The sequence below is a fragment of the Microbacterium sp. F1-18 genome (genome assembly GCF_052921305.1).
In genome coordinates this window covers 846357-868857 of the sequence record NZ_JBREVD010000001.1, presented here as the reverse complement: position 1 = coordinate 868857, position 22501 = coordinate 846357, and the positions used below count along the sequence as shown (strand labels likewise).

Annotated in this window: 11 protein-coding genes; 8 read left to right on the top strand and 3 right to left on the bottom strand. The window is 71.5% G+C overall.

Annotation, left to right across the window (positions count from 1 at the left end; genetic code table 11):
* Positions 1 to 54 precede the first annotated feature (54 nt).
* Genes ACU6RU_RS04020 through ACU6RU_RS03985 form a run of 8 tightly spaced genes read left to right on the top strand, consistent with a single transcriptional unit; the run spans position 55 to position 15031 of the window.
* The gene (locus ACU6RU_RS04020) at positions 55 to 6126 is read left to right on the top strand and encodes an Ig-like domain-containing protein (protein ID WP_446725947.1); all 6072 of its coding nucleotides are present in this window, start codon (positions 55 to 57) and stop codon (positions 6124 to 6126) included.
* A 52-nt stretch (positions 6127 to 6178) separates the two neighbouring features.
* Complete coding sequence (locus ACU6RU_RS04015; protein WP_120263733.1) at positions 6179 to 7150, top strand: AAA family ATPase; 972 nt, start codon at positions 6179 to 6181, stop codon at positions 7148 to 7150.
* Entirely contained in the window at positions 7150 to 8577 is a 1428-nt protein-coding gene (locus ACU6RU_RS04010) for a DUF58 domain-containing protein (RefSeq protein ID WP_120263732.1), read from the top strand. Before ACU6RU_RS04015 ends, ACU6RU_RS04010 begins: the two co-directional genes overlap by 1 nt.
* Entirely contained in the window at positions 8574 to 10868 is a 2295-nt protein-coding gene (locus tag ACU6RU_RS04005) for a transglutaminaseTgpA domain-containing protein (protein ID WP_446725946.1), read from the top strand. Before ACU6RU_RS04010 ends, ACU6RU_RS04005 begins: the two co-directional genes overlap by 4 nt.
* A complete protein-coding gene (locus tag ACU6RU_RS04000) occupies positions 10865 to 11248 on the top strand; it encodes an FHA domain-containing protein (RefSeq protein WP_120263730.1) in 384 nt (127 codons plus the stop codon). Before ACU6RU_RS04005 ends, ACU6RU_RS04000 begins: the two co-directional genes overlap by 4 nt.
* Before the next feature lie 5 nt (positions 11249 to 11253).
* Entirely contained in the window at positions 11254 to 12069 is an 816-nt protein-coding gene (locus ACU6RU_RS03995) for a PP2C family protein-serine/threonine phosphatase (protein ID WP_120263729.1), read from the top strand.
* Positions 12069 to 13370, top strand: coding sequence for an FHA domain-containing protein (locus ACU6RU_RS03990; protein ID WP_446725945.1), 1302 nt, complete (start codon positions 12069 to 12071; stop codon positions 13368 to 13370). Before ACU6RU_RS03995 ends, ACU6RU_RS03990 begins: the two co-directional genes overlap by 1 nt.
* Positions 13367 to 15031: a protein kinase domain-containing protein gene (locus ACU6RU_RS03985; RefSeq protein ID WP_446725944.1), complete on the top strand. Its 1665-nt coding sequence runs from the start codon at positions 13367 to 13369 to the stop codon at positions 15029 to 15031. Before ACU6RU_RS03990 ends, ACU6RU_RS03985 begins: the two co-directional genes overlap by 4 nt.
* 10 nt (positions 15032 to 15041) lie before the next feature.
* Here ACU6RU_RS03985 and ACU6RU_RS03980 read toward each other — a convergent pair whose 3' ends face one another.
* The 3 genes from ACU6RU_RS03980 to ACU6RU_RS03970 form a co-directional block, all read right to left on the bottom strand.
* The gene (locus ACU6RU_RS03980; RefSeq protein WP_446725943.1) at positions 15042 to 16439 is read right to left on the bottom strand and encodes a serine/threonine-protein kinase; all 1398 of its coding nucleotides are present in this window, start codon (positions 16437 to 16439) and stop codon (positions 15042 to 15044) included.
* A 116-nt stretch (positions 16440 to 16555) separates the two neighbouring features.
* A complete protein-coding gene (locus ACU6RU_RS03975; RefSeq protein ID WP_446725942.1) occupies positions 16556 to 19354 on the bottom strand; it encodes a family 78 glycoside hydrolase catalytic domain in 2799 nt (932 codons plus the stop codon).
* Positions 19351 to 22308 carry a sugar-binding protein gene (locus tag ACU6RU_RS03970; RefSeq protein WP_446725941.1) on the bottom strand — a complete coding sequence of 986 codons (2958 nt, stop codon included), beginning with the start codon at positions 22306 to 22308 and terminating at the stop codon, positions 19351 to 19353. The genes ACU6RU_RS03975 and ACU6RU_RS03970 overlap by 4 nt, the downstream gene beginning before the upstream one ends.
* Positions 22309 to 22501 lie beyond the last annotated feature (193 nt).

Below are 22501 nucleotides of genomic sequence, written 5' to 3'. Positions count from 1 at the left end.
GCGCGAGCCCGGAAGCCGGGCCGATGATCGTCGCCCCGGGGGGAGCCGAGCCCAATGAAGTCGACCTCGTGGCTGCGGGCACGCCCGCGAACGCTCATCTCCGCCGGCATCGTGACCGTCGCAGCGCTCACCATCGGCACGCTCGCCGTCGCGTACGAGGGCGAACCCACGACCGAGGTCGACCTCCACGACGGCGGCGTCTGGGTGACGAAGCAGTCGAGCCTGCTCGTGGGGCACTACAACAACGAGTCGCGTGTGCTCGACGGAAGCCTGCGTACGACGTCCGCTGAGTACGACGTCCTCCAGTCGGGTCCTCGCGTGGTCGTGGTCGACTCCGACGGCTCGGCGATGTCGGCGGTCGATCCGGCGAAGGTGGTGCTGTCGGGCACGGCCGAGGTGCAGCCCGGCGCGCAGATCGCCCTCGGTTCCGACACCGTCTCCGTGCTCGACGCTGCCGGCGACCTGCGCACCGTCCAATTCGCCGGCGTGAACGGCTTCAGCTTCGAGGGCAACGAGCCGATCGCCGAACTCGGCGAGAACGCGACCGCGACGGTCGGCACCGACGGCACGATCTACGCCGCGTCCGCGGCGGGTGCGTCGCTCTACGCCTACGCACCGATCGGCGACGGCACCGTCGCCCAGACGGCGGAACGACGCCTCGAGGGCATTGCCGAGGACCACGAGCTCGCGATCACATCGCTCGGGCAGACGCCGTTCGTGCTCGACCGCGACACCAATCTTCTGTACGGAGGAGACGGCTCGCAGACGAACCTTCCCGCCGACGCGCTCCTGCAGCGCCCGTCGAACTCGGCCGAGACCCTCACGGTGAGTACCGGCAGCGCCTTGCTGCGGGTGCAGCCGGGGGGTCGGACGACCACGATCGAGGCCGGCGCCGAGGGCACACCTGCCGAGCCCGTTTACGTGGGCGGCTGCGCCTATGGGGCGTGGTCGGGTTCGGGTGTCTTCGTCCGCGACTGCGCCGACGACGCCGACGACATCGTGCAGAAGATCGAGGGCATCGATCCGGCGGCCAAGCTCGAGTTCCGCGTGAACCGCGACGTCGTCGTGCTCAACGACGTGTTCGGCGGTGCGGCGTGGCTCGCGAGCGAGAACATGCAGCGCGTCGACAACTGGACCGACATCACCCCGCCCGAGGGCACGGGTGACGAGGAGCAGGAGACGACCGAAGAGACGGTCGAGACCGCCCTGCCCGAGCGCACGGAGGAGAACACGCCGCCGATCGCCGTGGACGACTCGTTCGGTGTTCGTCCGGGTCGCACGACCGTGCTCCCCGTCCTCTTCAACGACACCGACGCCGACGGTGACGTGCTCGTCGCCGAAGCGACGAGCGATCCTGCGTTCGGCCAGATCTCGCCGATCCAGAACGGCGGCGCCCTCCAGATCGCGGTGCCCGACGACGCGTCGGGGTCGACGTCGTTCACCTACAAGGCCGACGACGGCCGGGGCGGCGAAGCGTCGGCCACCGTCCGGCTGTCGGTGCGAGGCGACGACGAGAACTCCCCGCCGGTCCAGCAGCGCGTCACCCCGGTGACCGTCGAGGCCGGCGGCACGACGTCGTACAACGTCCTCAGCGAGTGGATCGACCCGGACGGCGACGACATCTTCCTGAAGTCGGTCCAGCCCGACGGCGGCGACGAGGCCGACTTCACCTCCGACGGCCAGATCACGTATCGCGCGATCGGCGCCGTGCAGGGCCGCAAGGACGTCCCCATCATCGTGTCGGACGGAACCGACGACGGCGCCGGTGTCCTCCGCATCGACGTCCGCCCTCCCGGCACGACGGTGCCCGTGACCAACGCCGACCACGTCGTGACCCGGGTGGGGCAGTCCGTCACCGTCTCTCCTCTCACCAACGACACGAGCGCGGGGCGCGAGCCGTTGCGTCTGACGCGCGTCGACGAGGTGGAGGGCGCGACGATCCAGCCCGACTTCGCCGAGCAGACCTTCACGTTCACCTCCGACGTCGTGAACACCTACTACGTCGACTACCTCGTGTCGGCGGGCCCGAACAGCGTGCCCGGCCTCGTTCGTGTCGACGTCCTGCCGGCCGCCGACACCAACCTCCCGCCCGTCGCGGTGCGCGATGTCGCGTTGCTGCCGGCCGGCGGCGATGTGCTGGTGAACGTCCTGGGCAACGACACCGACCCCGCCGGCGGCATCCTCGTCGTCCAGTCGGTGACGGCCGACCCGGACGGCGGCGTCACCGCGGCCGTGCTCGGCCACGAGACCGTCCGCATCACCGACCAGGGCTCGCTCAGCGAACAGACCCGGGTGTCGTACACCATCTCCAACGGCGATCAATCGGCCCCCGGCGAGATCGTCGTGATCCCGATCCCCGCGCCCGACAAGCTGCGGCCCCCGGTCGCGAACAACGACACGGCGGTCGTGCGCGTGGGCGACGTCGTGACGATCGACGTGCTCGCGAACGACACGCACCCCAACGGCGACACGCTGCACGTCTCACCCGAGCTCGTGCCGCCGCTCATCGACGAGGTCGACGGCCAGGTGTTCGTCTCGGAGGACAAGCTCCGGTTCCGCGCCGGCGACGAGCCCAAGACCGTCAACGCCACCTACGAGGCGGTCGACAGCTCGGGTCAGCGCGCCGGCGCCTATGTGACGATCCAGATCCTGCCCCGGCAGGACGACGCCAACGCGGCGCCGCGCCCGCGCGACCTCACCGCGCGCACCCTGAGCGGTTCGAAGGTGACGATCCCCGTGCCCCTCGACGGCATCGACGAGGACGGCGACTCCGTCGAGCTGATCGGCATCGCGAGCTCGCCGAGCAAGGGCCGTATCGTCGAGACCGGGTCGAACACCTTCGTCTACGAGGCCTTCGACACCAGCGTCGGCTCGGACTCGTTCACCTACCGGGTGCGCGACCGCCTCGGCAAGGAGGGCACCGCGCGTATCCAGGTCGGCGTCGCGCCGCCGGAGACGACCAACCAGGCGCCATACGCGGTGAAGGACGCGGTCATCATGCGGCCGGGACGACAGGTGGCGGTCTCGGTGCTCCTGAACGACTCCGACCCCGACGGCGATCTGTTCGGCTTCGCCGCCGACGCACTCGAGGTGCCGGACGTCGACGGGCTCGCGGCCGAGGTGTCGGGCGAGCAGGTCATCATCACCGCCCCCGACGTGCCGATGAACACCAGCATCCAGTACACGATCGAGGACGCGCGCGGGCTGAAGGCCACGGCTCCCGTGCAGATCACCGTCGACCCCGACGTGCCGCTGCAGCGCCCCATCGCCCGTGACGATCGCGTGCGCGCCGAGGACGTCGACGAGAACGGCGTGGCCGAGGTCGCGGTGCTCGACAACGACGATGATCCCGACGGCACGCGCAGCGCGCTGCGCGTCACGCTCGGTGCCGGCGGCGAGAACGCGACCGTGCGGCCCAACGGCACGGTCTCGGTGCAGCTGACCGACGAGCGACAGCTCATCACCTACTTCATCACCGACGAGGACGAGCTCACCGCGGCCGCCTTCATCCACGTGCCCTCTCTCGCCGAGCTGCCGCCGAGCCTGATCTCGACCGAGGCGCTGGTCGTGCAGAGCGGCGAGACCGTCGAACTGCCGCTGTCGGAGTATGTGCGTGCCTCGGGCGGACGCGACGTCGTCGTCACCGAGGCCGAGAAGGTCACTGCGGCGCACTCCGACGGGGCATCCCTCGTCAAGGACGAGCGGACGCTCGTCTACACCTCCGCCGCCGACTACTTCGGTCAGGACGCACTCACCTTCGAGGTCACCGACGGCTCCGGTCCCGACGACCCCGAGGGGCGCAAGGCGACCCTGATGATCCCCATCACCGTCACGCCACCCGACAACCGGCCGCCGAGCATGATCGGTGCGCAGATGGATGTCGCGCAGGGCGAGGACGCGCGAACCCTCGACCTCGCCGCCCTCGCGACCGACCCCGACCCGGACGACGCCGGAAACCTCCGGTTCGCCATCGTCGGCGGAGCGCCCGACGGGCTCACGGCGCGCGTCGACGGCTCGGTGCTGTCGGTGCAGGCGAGCACCGACGTCGCCAAGGGGACGTCGCTGCCGGTCCAGGTGAGCGTCACCGACGGCGAGTCCGACCCGGTGACGGCGACGATCACGGTCACGGTCACCGCTTCGACGCGGCCCCTCGCGACGGCGAACGCCGACGTCATCGAGCAGGCCGACCAGGGTGCGACGATTCCGGTCTCCGTGCTCGACAACGATGTGAATCCGTTCCCGGAGACGCCGCTGAAGGTCGTCGGAGCGTTCACCGAGACATCGGGCGCCTCCGCCACCGTCGCCGGCGATCGCGTGGAGGTCACCAGCCGTGCGGACTTCGTGGGAACGCTCGTCGTCCGCTACCGGATCCAGGATGCGACGGGCGACCCCGATCGCGAGGTCGAGGGTCAGATCCGCATCACGGTGCAGGGGCGTCCCGACGCGCCCGGCAAGCCGACGGTCACCAGCGTCGAGAGCCGCACCGTCGTGATGTCGTGGTCGCCGCCTGTCGACAACGGCGCGTCGATCACCGGCTACACGGTGCGCTCGACGTCGGGTTCTTACAGCCGCGAGTGCCGCTCGACGACCTGCACGCTCGACGGGCTGACGAACAACGTCGAGTACAACTTCGTGGTCACCGCGACCAACCGCGTCGGCGAGTCCGACCCGTCGCTGCCGTCCGAGACCGCGCGTCCCGACCAGCGGCCCGACACCCCCAACCCGCCGACGCTCGCGTTCGGCGACCGCAGCGTCGACGTCACCTGGACGGCTCCGCGCACGGAGGGCTCGCCCGTCGAGAGCTACAGCCTGCAGATCTCGCCGGCACCGCCCTCCGGTGTGGCCGAGAAGACCGGCGTGACCGGCAGCCCCATCACGTGGGACGGCCTGCAGAACGGTGTGCAGTACCAGGTGCGCGTGCGTGCCCACAACCGCGCGCCCGAGCCGTCGAGCTGGAGCGTCTGGTCTCAGGCGATGGTGCCCGCCGGCAAGCCGGACGCCCCCGGTGCGCCGTCGACCCAGCGCCTCAACCCGGTGGGCAACCGCTCGCAGATGCAGGTGAGCTGGAACCAGCCCGCTAACAACGGCGACGCGATCGCCGGCTACCAGCTGCAGGTCCGCCGCGGCGGGGCGACGGTCGACACCATCAGCGTGCCCGCCGGCCAGACGAGCCAGGCGGTGACGGTCGACACGTCGACGACCGACTACACCTTCGTCGTCCGCGCTCAGAACAAGGCGGGCTGGGGTGAGTGGAGTGCGGCATCCGCACCCCGCCGCGCCTTCACGCCTCCCGGCGCCCCGACCGGCATCAGCGCGAGCGAAGGCGACAACCGCGTCACCGTCTCGTGGACGGCCGGGCCGCTCAACGGCGCGAACCCCGGCGAGGTCAGCTACCAGTACTCCGTGAACAACGGCGGCTGGCGCAGCGACTGGATCGGCGGCGGCAACGGCGGGTCGGGCACGATCGGCAACGGCCAGGTGAACAACAACGGCACCTACACGGTGCGCGTGCGTGCCGTCGCCACGGCCGACGGATCGCGCTACGAGGGCGAGCCGTCGGCGGCGTCGAACCAGGTCGCGCCCTACGGCCAGATCGGCAACCCGTCCGCCAGCGCCACGCGCGACGGAAACCGCGTCACGCTGTCGTGGTCGTCGCCGGCCCGGAACGGTCGCGACATCACCACCGAGATCAGCATCAACGGCGGCGGGTGGCAGCGCGTCGACGCGAGCGGATCCAGCCCGCGCGGCGATGTGGGCTACAGCAGCACGCAGTCGATTCGGGTGCGCGTGAGCGCCGCTGGCAGCGAGGCACGTGAGGCCTCGGCGAGCGTGACGACGCCGAACCCGCCCCCGCCGCCGCAGCCCCGCGCGTCGGTCGAGAAGGGTTCTCCGGTCGGCGGCTGCGTCAACGGCTGCTTCCACCTGAAGGTGAACACGCAGGACTTCCCCGCGGGCAACTACCGCATCGACTGCTACGACGGCAACCGGAAGTTCAACACCTACCCGTCGTCGTACGACGTCCCGGCCGACGGCTCGATCCAGCTCGACTGCTGGATCGGCGCCGACGGGCGCGACATCTCCGCCGAGATCATCGGCTGGGGCCGAACCGGTACGACGCGCTGGTAGCCCCCGCATCCGCCCCCGGCATCCATTCACCACGAGGAACGAGAACGAACGAATGAGCATGACACCCGAGCAGGCAGCGTGGTTCCGCGACACCTTCACGCGCCTGATCGACAACGTCGACGCCGCCCTGCTCGGCAAGCGCGAGGTCGTGGCCCTCGTCCTGTCGGCGATGATCGCCGAGGGGCACGTGCTGCTGGAGGATGCGCCGGGCACGGGCAAGACGAGCCTCGCGAAGGCGATCGCGGCGAGCGTGCAGGGCACGTCGACCCGCATCCAGTTCACGCCCGACCTGCTGCCCTCCGACGTCACCGGCGTCACGATCTACGACCAGGCGAACAAGCGCTTCGAGTTCCACCGGGGGCCTGTGTTCGCCTCGATCGTTCTCGCCGACGAGATCAACCGCGCGTCGCCCAAGACGCAGTCGGCGCTGCTGGAGGTCATGGAGGAGTCGCGTGTCACGGTCGACGGCGTCGCGCACGAGGTGGGCCGCCCGTTCCTCGTCATCGCGACCCAGAACCCGATCGAGCAGGCCGGTACGTACAAGCTGCCCGAGGCCCAGCTCGACCGCTTCATGATCAAGACCTCGATCGGCTATCCGACCCTCGCCGTCTCGGAGCGCATCCTCGTCGGCGCCGTCGACCGCAACCCCTCTGCGAGCCTCAAGCCCGTGATCACCACGCGTGCCGTCGGTGAGATGGCCGACCTGGCCGCGACCGTCCACATCGATCCGGTCGTCGCCCGATACGCCGCGCAGATCGTCGAGGCCACGCGTGAAGCATCGGCGACGCGTCTGGGCGTCTCGGTGCGCGGGGCGATCGCGATGATCCGCATCGCGAAGGTCTACGCCGCGGCGCAGGGACGCCACTACGTGGTGCCCGACGACATCAAGCTGCTCGCCCTTCCGGTGTGGGCTCACCGCCTCGTGCTCGACCCCGAGGCCGAGTTCACCGGCACGACCCCCGAGACGGTCATGAACAACGCCCTCGCCGACGTCGAGGCGCCGCTCGCGCGGGCGGACGCTTGATGGCCACACCCCCTGCCGCCCCGACCCCGACGCGTCGTCCGCGCCGGGGCCGCGGTGCTGCCGGCGGTGACGCGGCCGCTGCGGCGGGGAGCACCGCCGACGCACGCACCGTCGGCGACACGACGCGCGACGCCGACGCGACCGTCCAGGTCGGGGCGACGACACTGTCGGCCGACGCCGCACCGGTCAATGCCGAGGCGCCGTCGCGGCTCGTCGTCTGGCGGGAGCGGCTCGAGTCGTGGTGGGCGGTGGCACGCCGCGGCATCCGACTGGTCACCCGGACGATCCGTCCGCTCGGCTGGGTGCTGCTGTTCGCGACCCTGCTGCTCTGGTTCGTCGCGCTCAGCTTCGGATGGCAGGAGATGGTCATCGCAGCCGTCATCCTCACCGCCATCGTCGTCTTGAGCGTGCCCTTCCTCTTCGGCGGCACGGCCTACGACGTCGACCTCGACCTCACGCGCACCCACGTCGTCGTCGGCGAGCGTGCGATCGGCGGGCTGACCCTCGTGAACGGGACGTCGCGGCCGATCCTGCCGTCGCGGGTCGTGCTGCCGGTCGGTTCCGGTCGCGGCGAGTTCGATGTGCCGCGACTCGCGCCGCAGGCCGCCCACGAGGAGCTGTTCGCCATTCCCACCACCGCGCGCGGGGTGCTGGCGGTTGGACCGGTCAGCGTGCTGCGCGGCGATCCGCTCGGACTCTTCGAGCGCAGCAGCGACCGCCGTCAGGCCGTCGACCTCTACGTCCACCCGCGGACCGTCCCCCTCGAGGGGCTCTCGCTCGGGCGTCTGCGCGACCTCGAGGGGCTGCCCTCGACGCAGCTGGCCAGCGACGACGTGTCGTTCCACGCGTTGCGGGAGTACCAGCCCGGAGACGACCTGCGTCACGTGCACTGGAAGTCCACGGCCCGCGTCGGCAACCTCATGATGCGTCAGTACGAGGAGACCCGCCGATCGCACTTCGTGCTCGGGCTCTCGACGTACGCCGGCGACTACGCCGACCCCGACGAGTTCGAGCTCGCGATCTCGGCCGCCGGTTCGATCGGTCTGCGCGCTCTGCGCGACTCGCGGATGCTCGAGGCGCGCACGCAGCGCGGCCCGTTGCGCACGCAGGGGCCGCGTCGCCTGCTCGACAACCTGTCTGTTCTCGAGCACTCGCGCCAGCGCGACGGAGGGGTCGTGGCCCTCGCGGGAACGATCGCGATCAACTCGCACGGCATCGCGATCGTCGTGCTGTTCTGCGGTTCGGGTGCCGACTCGGCCGAGCTCAAGCTCGCCTGTTCGCGACTGCCCCTGGGGGTGCGTGTGCTCGCCGTGGTCGCCGACCGCTCGGCCGAGGTGCCGCTGCTGCGCCGTGTCGGCGATGCCGACGTCATCTCCATCAGCGCGCTCGACCAGCTCGCTCCCGCGATGCGGAAGGTGCTCTCATGATGTCGCCGCGGCGCCGCCGGCTCGTGCTCGACCTTGTCGCCATCGTGCTGCTGCTCGCCGTCGCGATCGTCGGCTTCGGACCGACGTTCGATGGCGGCGCCTACCTCATCGCGGGGTTCGGCGCGCTCGTCATCGGCGTCGGCATCGCTTGGCTGTGCGCCCGCCGCCGCTGGGGTGTGCTGCCCGCAGCCGGCCTGACCGTGGCCGCGTACTTCATCTTCGGCGGCGCGCTCGCGCTTCCCCAGACCGCGCTTTTCGGCGTCATCCCGACGCTCGAGACCTGGACCCAGCTCGCTTTCGGCTCGGTGCAGTCGTGGAAGCGCCTGCTCACGACGGTCGCCCCGGTCGCGCCCTACGACGGCCACCTGATCGTGCCGTTCCTGCTGACCCTCGTCGCCTCCGTGCTCACGGCCTCGCTCGCCCTGCGCCTGCGTCAGGCCGCATGGGCCCTGATCCCCGTGACGGCGTTCCTGGTCACGCAGATCCTGCTCGGGATGACCGAGCCCGCGATCCCCGTCCTGCAGGGCGTCGTCTTCGCCGTCGTCGCGTCGGTGTGGCTCGCGCTGCGACAGGCCTGGGACCCCGACAACGCCGCCGTGCGCATCGAGCCGTCGGCGACCTCGGATGCCGCGACCCTCCGGCACACGCGCCTGCGTCGGCTGATCTCGGGGACGGCGGTCGTGGCCGTGGCCGTGGGCGCCGGTGTCGCGACCGCCGCGGTGGCGAGCCCCCCGTCGACGCGGTACGTGCTGCGCGACATCGTGATCCCGCCTTTCGACGTGAAGCAGTACCCCAGCCCACTGCAGGGATTCCGGGGCCTCGTGCGGGATGACGCGGAGACGCCGCTGTTCACCGTGCAGGGCCTTCCGGACGGTGGACGCATCCGCCTGGCGACGATGGACGCGTACAACGGCATCGTCTTCAACGTGTCGGACGAGGGAGCCGGCTCGTCGAGCTCGTTCACGCCCCTCCGGTCCAACATGTCGCCCGACGCCGAAGGCGTTCCCGGTCAGCTGCAGTTCGAGATCGACGAGCTGCGGGGCGTGTGGCTTCCCGACGCCGGGGCCGTCCGGTCGATCGAGTTCGAGGGCGAACGCGCCGACGAACTGCGCCGCACCGCCCACTACAACGACGCCACGGGGACCGCTGCCGTCACCGCGGGACTCGCCCCCGGGACGACGTACACGGTCGATACGGTGTTCCCCGTGCTGCCCAGCGACCAGGCGCTCGCCGACGTCCCCTTCGCGCCGGTGAAGATGCCGAAGCAGGAGGGGATCCCCGACGGTCTGTCGCAGATCGCCACGGATGCCGTCGGCGACGCCGAGACCCCCATCAAGCAGGTCCAGGCGTTGGCGAACTGGCTGTCGACGGACGGCTACTTCAGCCACGGTCTCGAGGACGACCCGTACTCGCCGTCCGGTCACGGCGCGGCCCGCATCACGAGCTTCTTCGGCGGCGACGAGATCATCGGCGACGACGAGCAGTACGCCGTCGCGATGGCGCTGCTGTCGGCGCAGCTGGGCATCCCGGCGCGCGTCGTCATGGGATGGCACCCCGACGAGGGCGACACCGCGGGGGAGTTCACCGCGACGGGCGACAACGTCCACGCGTGGGTCGAAGTGGCGTTCGAGGGGTACGGGTGGATTCCGTTCGATCCGACACCCGACGAGGACAACGAGCCGAACGAGCAGACCACGACCCCGCGGGCCAATCCCAAGCCGCAGGTGCTGCAGCCGCCGCCGCCCGCTCAAGAGCCGGCCGAGCTGCCGCCCGCGATCGCGAACGACCGCGATCAGGAGGAGGAAGACGACCCCGGTTTCGATTGGATCGGCGCCATCCTCGCGCCGGTCGGCATCGGCATCGGCGTCCTCGCGATCATCTTCGCCCCGTTCGTGATCATGGGTGCGGTCAAGACCGCGCGGCGCACGAAACGGCGCAACGCCGACAAACCCGCCGACCGCATCAGCGGGGGATGGGACGAGTTGATCGACCGCGCGGTCGACCTCAACGCCCCCGTCGCCTCGGGTGCGACGCGTACCGAGAGCGCTCAGGTGGTCGCTGCCACGATGGAGCAGCCCGACGTGACCTCACTCGCCACGTCGGCCGATGCCCGTGTCTTCGGTCCGGGTGAGCCGACGCCGGAGGACGTCGACGCCTTCTGGCGTGAGGTCGACGCGATCGTCGTCGGAATGAGCGGGCGGGTGTCGGTCTGGCGTCGTCTGCGCGCACGTCTGAGTCTGCGCTCGCTCCTGCGCGGCCGCACCCGACGTACTCGGGGAGGCGACGCATGAGCGCGATGATCTTCGACACGGAACCGCTCACGGGCGTTCCCGACATCCGTAGCGGCGCCCGTGCGCTGCTGATGTGGGATGACGGCACCCGCACGGCCGTCTACGGTCGTACCGTCTTCGGGCGCGACCCTCATCGCACCAGCGGTGCCGATGCGATCGTGCTGCGCGACGAGACGCTGACGCTGTCGCGAACGCACTTCGAGCTCGTTCCGCTCGATCCCGTCGGCCTCGCGGTCGTCGATCGTGCATCGACGAACGGCGTCGTCGTGACGCGTGGGAGCGACGGTGTTCCCGTCGTGCCGGGCATGCAGACCGTGCTCCGCAGTGGCGACCGGCTCGACCTCGGCGATCGGTGGCTCGTCATCGAGGTCGTGCGGTGACACCGATGTCGGTGCGGGTCGGGCATGGGGCGGCGACGCACGCCGGCTTGCGCGGCCGGGCGAACGAAGACTCCTACCTCGCGGACGCGCCTGTGTTCGTCGTGGCGGACGGGATGGGCGGACACGAGGCAGGGGCCCGCGCGAGCGCCGCCGCGGTCGCCGAGTTCCAGCCGCTGGTCGGCATCGCCCGGGTGACGAACCAGGATGTGCGGGCCGCGATCGAGCGAGCGCGCTCGAACATCGACGCCCTTGCCACGGGCCAGCGCGCCGCGGGCACGACGCTCACCGGAGTCGTGCTGACCCGCGTGGGAGACGCCGGCTATTGGCTGGCCCTGAACATCGGCGATTCGCGCACGTACCGCTGGGCCCGTGGCCGTCTCGAGCAGATCAGCGTCGACCACTCCGTCGTGCAAGAGCTCGTCGACTCCGGACAGATGGACGCCGAGACCGCCGCCCGCCACTCGCGGCGCAACGAGATCACCCGTGCCCTCGGAGCCGGCAGCGTCGGCCAGGCGGACTTCTGGATGCTGCCCGCCGAGAGCGGCGACCGCATCCTGGTCTGTTCGGACGGACTGTCGACCGAGCTCGACGACGAGCGGATCGCCCGTATCCTCGACGAGGAGACCGAGCCGCAGGATGCCGCGCAGCGGCTCGTGCATGAAGCACTGCTGCACGGTGGACGTGACAACGTCACGGTCATCGTCGTCGATGCGCTCGGGGACGGCGGTGACGACGTGTACGACACCGTGCCGTCCGTGCAATCGGATGACGCAGACATAGACACCCGGCCGCGCGCAGCGGCCGCAGGGGGGAGCACCTGATGGTCGAGGTCCGCTATGTGCCGGCGGTAGGCGCGGAGCACTGGCGCGTCGCCCTGGCGCCCGCCGCCGCCGTCGCGCTGCCGGCGAACGTGTCGATCCCGACGGTCGAGGCCGTCTGGCGGCGCTTGGAGGAGCGGGGCATCGGTGCGGTCATCGAGGCGCTCACGGGCGCGTTCGGCACGTCGCTCGCGGCCATCCCCGACTTCATCCTGGCGATCGTCGAAGGCGACGGGCTGCGCGTCGCGGTGCGTGGACCGGTCGAGTTGGTCGTCGAGACCGATTCCGGTCCGCTCTCGGTCTCGGGCCAGGGCGTCTCGACCTGGGTCGAGCGTCATATCCCGGGCGTGCATCGCGCGTCGGCGCTCTTCGTCGATGCGGCGGACGAGACCTCGTCGCTGCCCTTCGTCGAGGGTGTCGTCGCGGCAGACTCCGTCACCGTCGACCTGACGGGTGCCCGACCGGGCGCCCGTCCCGCGAGCCCCTTCGTCGCTGCGGCTCCCGCGCCAGCGGCTCCCGCGCCCGCGAAGCCCGCGCCGGCGGAGACTGCCACGCCCGACCCCGCGCCCGCACCCGAGCCGCCCGCCGTACCCGAACCCGCTGCGACGCCCGAGCCCGCCGCCGCACCCGAGCCCGCCGCCGCACCGGTGCTGGGCGAGAACGACATCTCGTTCGACGAGTCGCCCGGCGCGCAGACGTTCGTTCCGCTCGGCGACACCGCGGCTGCCGATGAGCACGCGATGATCTGGGGCGAGACGGTCGTGCGGCCGACCCTTCCCGCCGAGCAGCTCGACCCAGCCGCGACCGCCACCCCCGACGACGACGCCACCGTCGTCTCGGCCCCGCCGGCACCGGCGGGCGATCACGACGGCGAGACGATCGCGGTCGCCGACATCCGCAGTGCACGTCGCGGCGAGCCGGCCGTCTACGAGTCGACGGAGATCGTGCCCGCTCGGCGCCTCGCACGCGGACGGATCCGCGTCTCGGACGGGCAGATCGTCGAGCTCGACAACACCGTCATCGTCGGACGGCGCCCCCGATCATCGCGATCGAGCGGTGACACGCTGCCCAGGCTCGTCGCGGTCGAGAGCCCCGAGCAGGACATCTCGCGCAACCACGTCGAGATCCGCGCCGAGGGCGAGCACGTCCTCGTCGTCGACCTCGATACGACGAACGGCTCGGTGCTGCTGCGCGGCGGCAACGATCCGGTGCGGTTGCACCCGAACGAGCCGACGATGGTCGTCTCGGGCGACGTGCTCGACATCGGCGACGGTGTCACGCTGGCGTTCGAGGATCTGCCGTGAGCGCGAAGCGGCCCCCGGCGCCGCCGCCCGAGCTGCCCGGCTTCACCTACCTCGAGCTGCTGGGGTCCGGCGGCTTCGCCGACGTCTACCTGTACGAGCAGCATCTGCCTCGACGCAAGGTCGCGGTCAAGGTGCTGCTGCCCGAGCGGATGGCGGGCGGGTCGGTCGAGCAGTTCACGGCCGAGGCGAACGTCATGGCGATGCTCTCGACCCACCCCGCGATCGTGACGATCTACCAGGCCGGTCTCGCCGACGACCAGCGGCCCTACCTGGTGATGGAGAACTGCCCGCGGCCGAACCTCCAGGTGCGCTATCGCGCCGCGGCGTTCTCGGTCGCGGAGGCGCTGCGCGTCGGCATCCAGGTCGCGGCGGCCGTCGAGACCGCTCACCGTGCCGGCATCCTGCATCGCGACATCAAGCCGGCCAACATCCTCGTGACCGAGTACAACCGGCCCGCGCTGACCGATTTCGGCATCGCCACGACGACTGATGGCGCTGACGAGACCGCCGGTATGTCGATTCCCTGGTCGCCGCCCGAGGCGTTCGGTGAGGGACCCGATTCGGGTGTGCGCTCGGACGTCTACGCCCTCGGTGCCACGATCTACACGTTGCTCGCGGGCCGTTCGCCTTTCGAGCAGCCGGGTGGCCGCAACAGCGCCGCCGACCTCATCCAGCGCATCGAGACCGCACCTCTCCAGCCTCTCGACCGCGCCGATGTCCCGCCGTCGCTGCAGCAGGCTCTCGCGCGTGCCATGGCGAAGAGCCCCGGAGCACGCTTCGACAGTGCCGTGGCATTCGCCCGCGCCCTGCAGCGCGTTCAGATCGAGCTCGCCCATTCGGTCACTCCGATCGACATCCTCGACGATTCGCCCGACGCCGAGCAGGAAGACGACGCCGACGGCGAGTTGACCCGCGTCCGCGGCATCGTGAGCATCGAACCGACGACCGCGCCGCCCGCGGGATCGACGCGCCGCAAGGGCGGGCCGGAGGCGTCGTCGCCCTTCGCGCCGGGTGCCCCGGGCACGCCGTTCGCACCGGCGGCCCCCGACGAGACCGTGCTGCGTCCGTCGGCCCGCGCCGGGCAGGAGGCCACGGTCCGCCGCCCCCGCACGGTCGAGCCGATCGCGGATCAGACGGTGCAGCGAGGCGCGGCCGCGGCGGATGCCGCCGCAGCCGTGTCCCACTCGGACGCCGTTCACGACGTCGAGCACTCCGATGCCGGTACGCCCGCGCCCGCTGCGTCCGGCCGCTCGCGTCCGTGGCTGTGGATCACCCTGGGCGGGGTCGCCGCAGCGCTCGTCGTGGCCGTCGTGGTGGTGGCGAGCATGCTCCAGCCGACCACGCCCGCCGAACCCCAGGCGAGCGGATCCCCCTCCAGCGCCCCGCAGGACCCGCTCGCCGGTTTCGTCCCGCGCGTCGGCGACCTCGCGGGTGCGCCGGCGGGCACCGAGGTGACGTTCACGTGGACGAATCCGAATCCGGTCGAGGGCGATTCGTACCTCTGGTATCCCGTCACCCTCGAGGGAACCAGTGCACCGCAGCGTGTCGAGGACGAGACCGTCACCGTGCCCGCCGACCCCTCGGGTCGGACGTGCATCGAGGTCCAGCTCGTGCGTTCGAACGGCGGCGCGGGGGACGCGGTTCGCGGCTGCACGCCCTGACGCCTGGACGTCAGCCCCCGGGCTTGTCCTCGTCTCGTCGGCTGTCTCGCTCCTCGGCCTTCCGCTGTTCGTCGGCTCGCTTCTTCGCCTCCTGCTCCGCCTTCTTCGCCGCGTCGTCGGCCGCCTTGCGGTCTTCCCCCGGCCCCTTCCGCTCGGTCGTGTTCTCGGCGGGCCCGGCAGGCTGCTGAACGGACTGTTCCGTCTGGTCGGGCTGGTCGGATTGATCGTTCACGATGGTCGCGGGCTCGGACGCCTCGGTGGGCGCCGGCTCGGGAGCCGCCGACTGCTCGGTGTCGGCGGGTGTGGCCGGTGCGTTCTCTCCGGTCGCGGCGCCGAGCCACATCCCGCCGAGCGCGGTGGCTGCGAGCGCCGCGGCTGTTAGGCCGCCGACGAGTCCGATGCGCGCACGCGAGCGCTGACGGCGCCCGGTCGCCTCCCGCGTGGCCCCCGCGGCCGCCGCAGGAAGAATCCTCGTCGCCGTCGGGGGGATCGCTGCGGTGGTGAGTGTGGTCACCGAGGGTGCCGCCGCCGCGACCGCTGCGGGCACAGCGGGAAGCGTGGGTGTCGCCGGTCGGCGTGCCAGATCGGATGCCGCGGCGAACACCTCGGCCGCGCTCGGCCGGTCTTCGGGGCGCCTGGCCGTCATGCGGCCCAGCAGAGACGCCCACGCGGGGTCGAGCGAGTCGGGGATGTCGGGTGCGAGGGTGAGCCGTGCGAGCGCCTCGCCGACCCCCTCGGCGCGAGGGAAGCCGCGCTGGCCGGTGAGGACCTCGAGAGCGACCAGGCCGAGCGCGTAGATGTCGGCCGGTGGAGCAGGCGGCGCCCCGGTGAGCTGTTCGGGTGAGAGGTACGCGGCTGTTCCGATGACCGTTCCCGGCTGCGTGACCCGGGCGGCATCCACCAGCACCGAGATCCCGAAATCGGCGAGCTTCGCTCCCGACCGGTTGCCGAGCGGAGGCACCGGCGCCAGGAGGACGTTGGAGGGCTTGATGTCGCGGTGCACGATGCCGGCGTCGTGAACGACGTGGAGAGCCTCGGCGAGATCGGAGACGAGGACGGCCGCCTGCTCGGCGGGCAGCGGACCCTCGGCGATGCGTGCCGCGAGGGTCGGGCCGTCGACGAACTCCATGACCAGATACTCCGCGCGGCCCGGCGCCAGCTGAGCGTCGTAGAGCGTGACGAGGGCAGGATGGTTCAGCGACGCGAGCACGGTCATCTCGCTGCGCGCGCGTGCGGATGTCGTCGCGCCTTCCATCTCGGGGCGCAGGAGTTTGATCGCCACGGTGCGCCCGAGCAACTCGTCTTCGGCGCGATAGACCCGGGCCATCCCGCCCTGGCCCACGCATTCGCCCAGTCGGTACCGGCCGTCGAGCATCGCCTCCGTGGGCGGAGGTTCGTTCGTCGCCATGTCGTCTCCCTGCGGCCGCGTCCCCGGGTCGGAACGGCCAGGCTCCACCGTAGAGCCCACCCGCCCGCGGGCCAGGGTCTTGACACCGAGAACGGGAACGGGGCGGATGCCGAGACTCAGCGGGGGAGGGCACCGAGCGCGCGATCGACGCGCGTGACCACCGCGTCCGGTGCGGCGACGGCGGCGAGCTCATCGCGCAACCGGCTGCCCGGGACCCAGCGGATGTACGCGTCGAACTCCTCCGCCATCTCGGCGGAGTGCTCCGCGATCGAGCGGGACACCGCGCCGCAGGCATCCGGGGTGTCCGCGATCAGGGCGAGGTCGGAGTCGACGCCGACCCGGGGCGAGTCGCGGACCTCGGCGGCGGCTTCCCACGTGTGGGTTCCGGCACCCACCTCGAACGGTGCGCGGTCGCCGAGATCGACGAGCGCCGTCACCCCGTGAGGGACGTCCGCCCGAACGCGAACCCGCTCGCGGCTGTCGGCATCCCGTTCCCACGCAACGGAGGCTCGGCCCCGCGGCGTGTCGTGCGTGACGCCCGCGTGCTTCAGCGTCGACACGAACCACGGCTGGATCCGCAGCCGGGCCCAGCCGGGTTCCTCGCACGCGAGCCCGCCGAGGCGCCGGTGCAGGACATCTCCGACGGATCCGAGCGCGTAGTGGTTGAGCGAGGTCATGCCCGAGGGGTGCAGCGACCCGTCGGGTCGTACGGCATCCCATCGCTCCCAGACGGTCGTCGCGCCCTGAGAGAGCGGATAGAGCCAGGATGGGCACATCGTCTGCAGCAGCAGTCGTTCGGCAGCCCACGACTGCCCGTTCGACAGCAGGGCGTCGAGGACGAGCGGGGTCCCGAGGAAGCCCGTGGCCATGCGGTATCCGCCCGCGCGGAGGAGGAAGGCGAGACGCGCGGCGGCGGCGGAACGCAATCGGCTCGGGAGCAGATCGAACTCGAGCGCGAGGGCGTATGCCGTCGGGGCGTCGGAGGAGAGGCGGCCGCGCGGTGTGACGTACGAGGCTGCGAACGCATCGCGCACGTCGTCCGCGAGCGCGGCATATCGACCGGCCGCCAGCGCTTCCCCGGAGCGGGCGAGGGCGTTCGCGGTCAGCCGGGCCGAGTGAGCGAAGTAGGCCGTGGCGACGAGCCCGGGATCGGTCTTGGCCTTGTCGGGTCGGACGGAGGTCGGATCGAGCCAGTCGCCGTACTGGAACCCGCGTTCCCAGAGCCGCTCGGGCCCGGCGGCGTGCGCCACCGCGTCGACCCATGCTCGCATCGGGCCTGTCATCTGCTCGAGCAGCCGCGTATCGCCGAAACGCTCGTGCATCACCGTCGGGATGACGGTGATGGCGTCGCCCCAGCCCGCCGCCATCGTCTCGCCCAATCGCCCGAGCGTCTGCGGAACCACCGTCGGCACCCGGCCGCCTCGGCAGCCCTGCTCTGCGGCGACATCGGTCAGCCACGACGAGAAGAATGCGTCGGCGTCGAAGAGGGACGCGGCCGTCGGGGCGAATACCTGCGCATCGCCTGTCCACCCGAGCCGCTCGTCGCGCTGCGGGCAGTCGGTGGGCAGTGCGAGGGCGTTGCCGGTGAAGCTCCGCACGATGTTCTCGTGCAGACGCGTGAGGCGCTCGTCGGAGCACGAGAACCAGCCGGTGCGCTTCATGTCGGTGTGCAGCACGACGGCGCTGAAGTCCGCGGGATCGAGCTCGCCGGGGTAGCCGCTGACCTCGACGTAGCGGAATCCGTGAAAGGTGAAGCGCGGCTCGCAGATGCTGTCATCGGTGCCGTCGAGCACGAATGTGTCGGTCGCCGCGGCGGCCCGCAGCGGTCTCGTGCTCAGCCTCCCGCCGTCGAGCACCTCCGCGTGTCGCAGAACGATCCGCGTGCCGGCCGGCCCGGAGACCCGGAATCTCACTCGTCCGACGATGTTCTGTCCGAAATCGAGCAGGACGAGCCCGGGATCAGCGCTCTCGGGCATGGTCGCGACGGGCAGGAACCGGATGCGCCGCACCGGCTCGACGTCGATGGCCTCGGGCTGCCGGTCGGGCTGCGTCAGGCCCGGAGCCCCCCAGGCGGTGTCGTCGAACCCCGCGACATCCCAGCCGTGCGGATGCCGACGGAGGTCGACCTCGTCGCCGGCGTAGATGCCGCTCGAGACGAGCTCGCCGTCGCCGTACAGCCGCCAGCGGCCGTCGGCGCGGATCTCCTCGATGCGGCCGTCGCGGTGGCGCAGGCGGAGAAGGGGGCCGACGCCGGGTTGATCGCCGTAGAAGCGTTCCGCTGTCTCGCCGAAACCGTACGTCTCGGTGAACCAGCCGCCCGCGACCTCGAGCGTGAGAGCGTTCATCTCGCCCGGTCGCAGGGAGGGGGTGACATCGGTCAGGTGCAGGGGGAGCCGGTGCTGGTAGGCGGTCCAGCCGGGCTGCAGCACGGCGTCGTCGACGTCGGCGCCGTTCAGCCGTGCGCGGTAGACGCCGTGCGCCGCCACCTGCAGCTCGGCGGCGACGACCGTCTCGGCGACCGCGAACTCGCGCCGCGCGAGGAAGGGCTGGGCGACAGACCCGGGGTTCGCGAGGTGCAGGAAGGGCGTGGCCCACGCCGTAGCGGGGAACGCGGCGCGGACCTCGCGGGGTTCCGACCAGGCGCTCGCCGTGCCGTCGACGCCGACGACGCGGGCCTCGAGCGTGTGAGACGAGCCGGCGTGGAGCGGAGCGAAGGGCCAGTCCTCGAGGACACCGTAGGGACGCACGCTCACGGTCGTCGCACCGTCGAGCCGCAGCTCGGCTCGGTCCGCCTTCCACGTGGCGGGCGCCTCGACGAGCCACGACACGGGAGGTCGCGGTGAGGCGGCGACGGAGAGATCCCGCCGCCGCCCCACGCGCAGGGCGACGATGCGCGGAGCGCGAGCGATGCTCACGACTGCCGCGTCGCCCGGCGCGCCGTCAGGAGGGCGATGCCGCCGACTCCCGTCAGCACGGCTGCGCCGAGCCACCCGAACAGCGGTGATCCGCCCGTGCTCGCCAAGGCGCGCGCCTCGGTGGTCCCCGCGGCGGTTCCGTTGCCCCCGTCGGCGACGCCGGGTGCCGTCGTACCGCCGTCGCCCGGCGTCGCGGGCTGCGTGGGGTCGACGGGCGCCTCGACGACCGGTGCCGGCGCGAGCAGCCGCACGGCGGTGAATTCGCCCGAGTCCTTCTCGCCCGCGATGCCCCCGCCCCAGGCGAGGAAGCCGGCGCGACCGGTCCCGTCCGCCTCGTTGACGATCGCGGCGCTGCTCAGAAGCGACGTCGTCCTGTCGACGCCCCGCAGCAGTGCCCACGGGATCGCCGTCTCGTACACGGTCCGCCCGGCGTCGTCATCGCGGGAGATGGCGACCGGAGCACCGGGCACCGGGCCCGCGCCCGCGTCGACCGAGAGCCAGCGGTAAAGCTGCGGGCCGGCGCTCGTGAGCGCCATGCCGAACTCATGCCAGGTGGTCGCAGCCCCCGGGGCGCCGCCTGCGACGGTGAACTGGATCGAATCGCCCTGCCAGATGTTCGCGCCCTGCGCGGGCTGGTCGTGCACGTCGTCGGCCACATCGGCCGAGAGATACAGGTACTCCTCGTCCCAGGTGAGCCAGGCGGCGGCGGATTGATCGTCGTCGTCGGCCTCGGGGTTGGCGGCGAAGGCGATCGGCGTGACGCCGTCGAGATCGTCGAGCGAGCCGTCGACGGTGATCGCGCGATGAGAGGCAGGCAGGACGGATGCCGCGTCGACCGGTGCGACGCGTCCCGAGGCCGTCAGCGTCGCCCCGTCGACGACCGCCGTCGCGGTGAAGGTCGCGGGGCCGGCCAGCGCGTCGAGCGGGATGTCGACGACGGCATCCGAATTCGCGCCGATCGTCGCCGGAGCCTCCGGCTGCCCACCGGCGTCACCGAGCGTGTACGACAGCGAGTCGAGCGCACGGGTGGTCGCGGAGGCGTTGGCGACACGGATGCGGAGCACCGAGGCGCCCTCCGCCGTGAAGGCCTGCGCAGCCTGCAGCGTCACGGGTTCGCTCACCGACGCGGCGGCGCGGAGCGTACCGACGTAGCGGTCGCCGTCGTAGACGCGCGCGCTGGTCTCGTAGGTTCCCGAGGTGGTGGGAGCCGGGAAGGAGACCGCCGCGCTCGCGGTGGCACCGGGTCCGGTCGTCTGGGTCGCCTCGGAACCGTCCGGCAGCACGAGACGCCACGATGACGCGGCATCTGCCCGACCCTGCACGGTCCACGAACCCGTGATCGGGGCGCCGACGACACCCGCGTCGAGCGTCAGGCCGGCACCGGTCTGCGTGATGGCTGTCACCTCGCCCCGGACGTACAGCGGTTCCGTGCCCGTCTGCGCCAGCACCGGGGCATCCGCGCTGCCGCTGACGGTCTCGGCGTCGCCGAACATCGTCGTCAGTTCGGCCGACCCGCCGACCTCGAGCGCCACCGTCTGCGGGCCATCGGACCACAGGACGTGCAGTGGTCCGTCGGCGGTGGCGAACCGCACCTGGCGCAGGCCGGGCAGCGGCTCGTCACGCCCGGCGAACGTCGCCGTCGCGAGGGCGTCGGCCGCCACGGAGTAGGCGGCGAACGAGGGCTTCGGGGTGAAGGCGCCGAGCTCGTCGTCGGGGTGGTGCAGCAGGCCGAAGTTCTCTTCCGTCTCGGCGTCGTCGACGCCGTCGTTGACGAGGTCGTACACGTAGTACCGGGCGGCGTCATGGGCTGCCGCGATCACCGCCGACTTCGCGATGTCGGCCGCCTGCTGACGCTCAGACACGGCGCGCGCGTTCGTGCCGGTGGGCCATCCGTGCTCGGTGATCCACAGGGGCTTCGGCTGGCCGCCGTTGTAGCGCCGCACCAGGGTATCGATGCGCGTCAGCGTCTCGTCGAGGGCGTCTGCTCCGACGGGGTAGCTGTAGGGATGGAGCACGACGCCGTCGAGGTGATCGAGCGCGCCGAGCTGGAACGTCCGCTCCAGCCAGTCGGTGTTGAGGTTGGCCACCGCGGGGCCGATGACCGGCAGGTCGGGGGCGGCCTCCCTGATTGCGGGTGCTGCGGCCGAGAGTAGGGCGACGTAGTCCTCGGGCGAGACGTTCGTGTTGCCCCCGAGCCCGAGGTCCCACTCGTTCCAGACCTCGATGCCCGTGGACATGTCGCCGAACTCGGCGGCCATCGCCGCGGCATAGTCGGCGTACGCGGCGACGGCTTCGGCGCTGACGGGGCCGTTGCCCGAGTCGTAGAGGGGGTTGCCGTATCCGGCGAGCAGCAGTGGGCGGATGCCCTGCTGTCGCGCGGGGTCGAGGAACTCGGCACGAGCCCGCGACCAGTCGTAGACGCCGGGCTGCGTCTCGACCTCGCTCCAGTAGACCTCGTCGCGCAGCTGAGCGAAGCCGCCTGCGCTCAGCGCCTGCATCGAGGCCGGATCCCATGACTGTCCGTAGTGCGTGGCGGCACCGAACCGGCCGGTCGCCGAGGCGGCGGCATCCGCGTCGGGGAGGATCGCGAACGTCGTCGCCGCGCGAGTCTCGCCGTCGCCGACGGCGGTCACTTCGAGGCGATACCAGCCGCGGTCGGTCACCGTCGAGGTCAGGGTGCCGTCGGCCTGCTCCGTGCCGTCGTCGACGACCTCGCCCCAGCCGTCGACGACGCGCCAGCTGATGGTCGGGGCCGTCGTGTCGTACCGGAACGACACGGAGTCGCCGTCGTCGAAGAGGTTGCCCCATGCCTCGGGGCGGAGCGACAGTGCGGGTGCGTCGGCGGATGCCGGCGCGGCGAGCGCCACGCCGGCGGTAAGCGTGAGGGCGATGGCAGCGGTGGCGGCGACGAGCCGCAGGGCGGAACGGGGATGGGGGGAAGGATGCTTCGGCACGCGGTGCTCCTCGTCGAGTGTTCGCGGATGGTAGACGGTTAGGAAAATCGTTTGTCCAGCGGGAAGTCTGGATGGCAGGTGATGGATCTGTCAACAGCCCGACCGAGGTTCCCCCTCGAATTGTCGCGCTGCGACACGCTCAGGCGAATTGGTTTTGACGTGTCGGGTCGAGAGGTGCTAGACATCGGAGAGC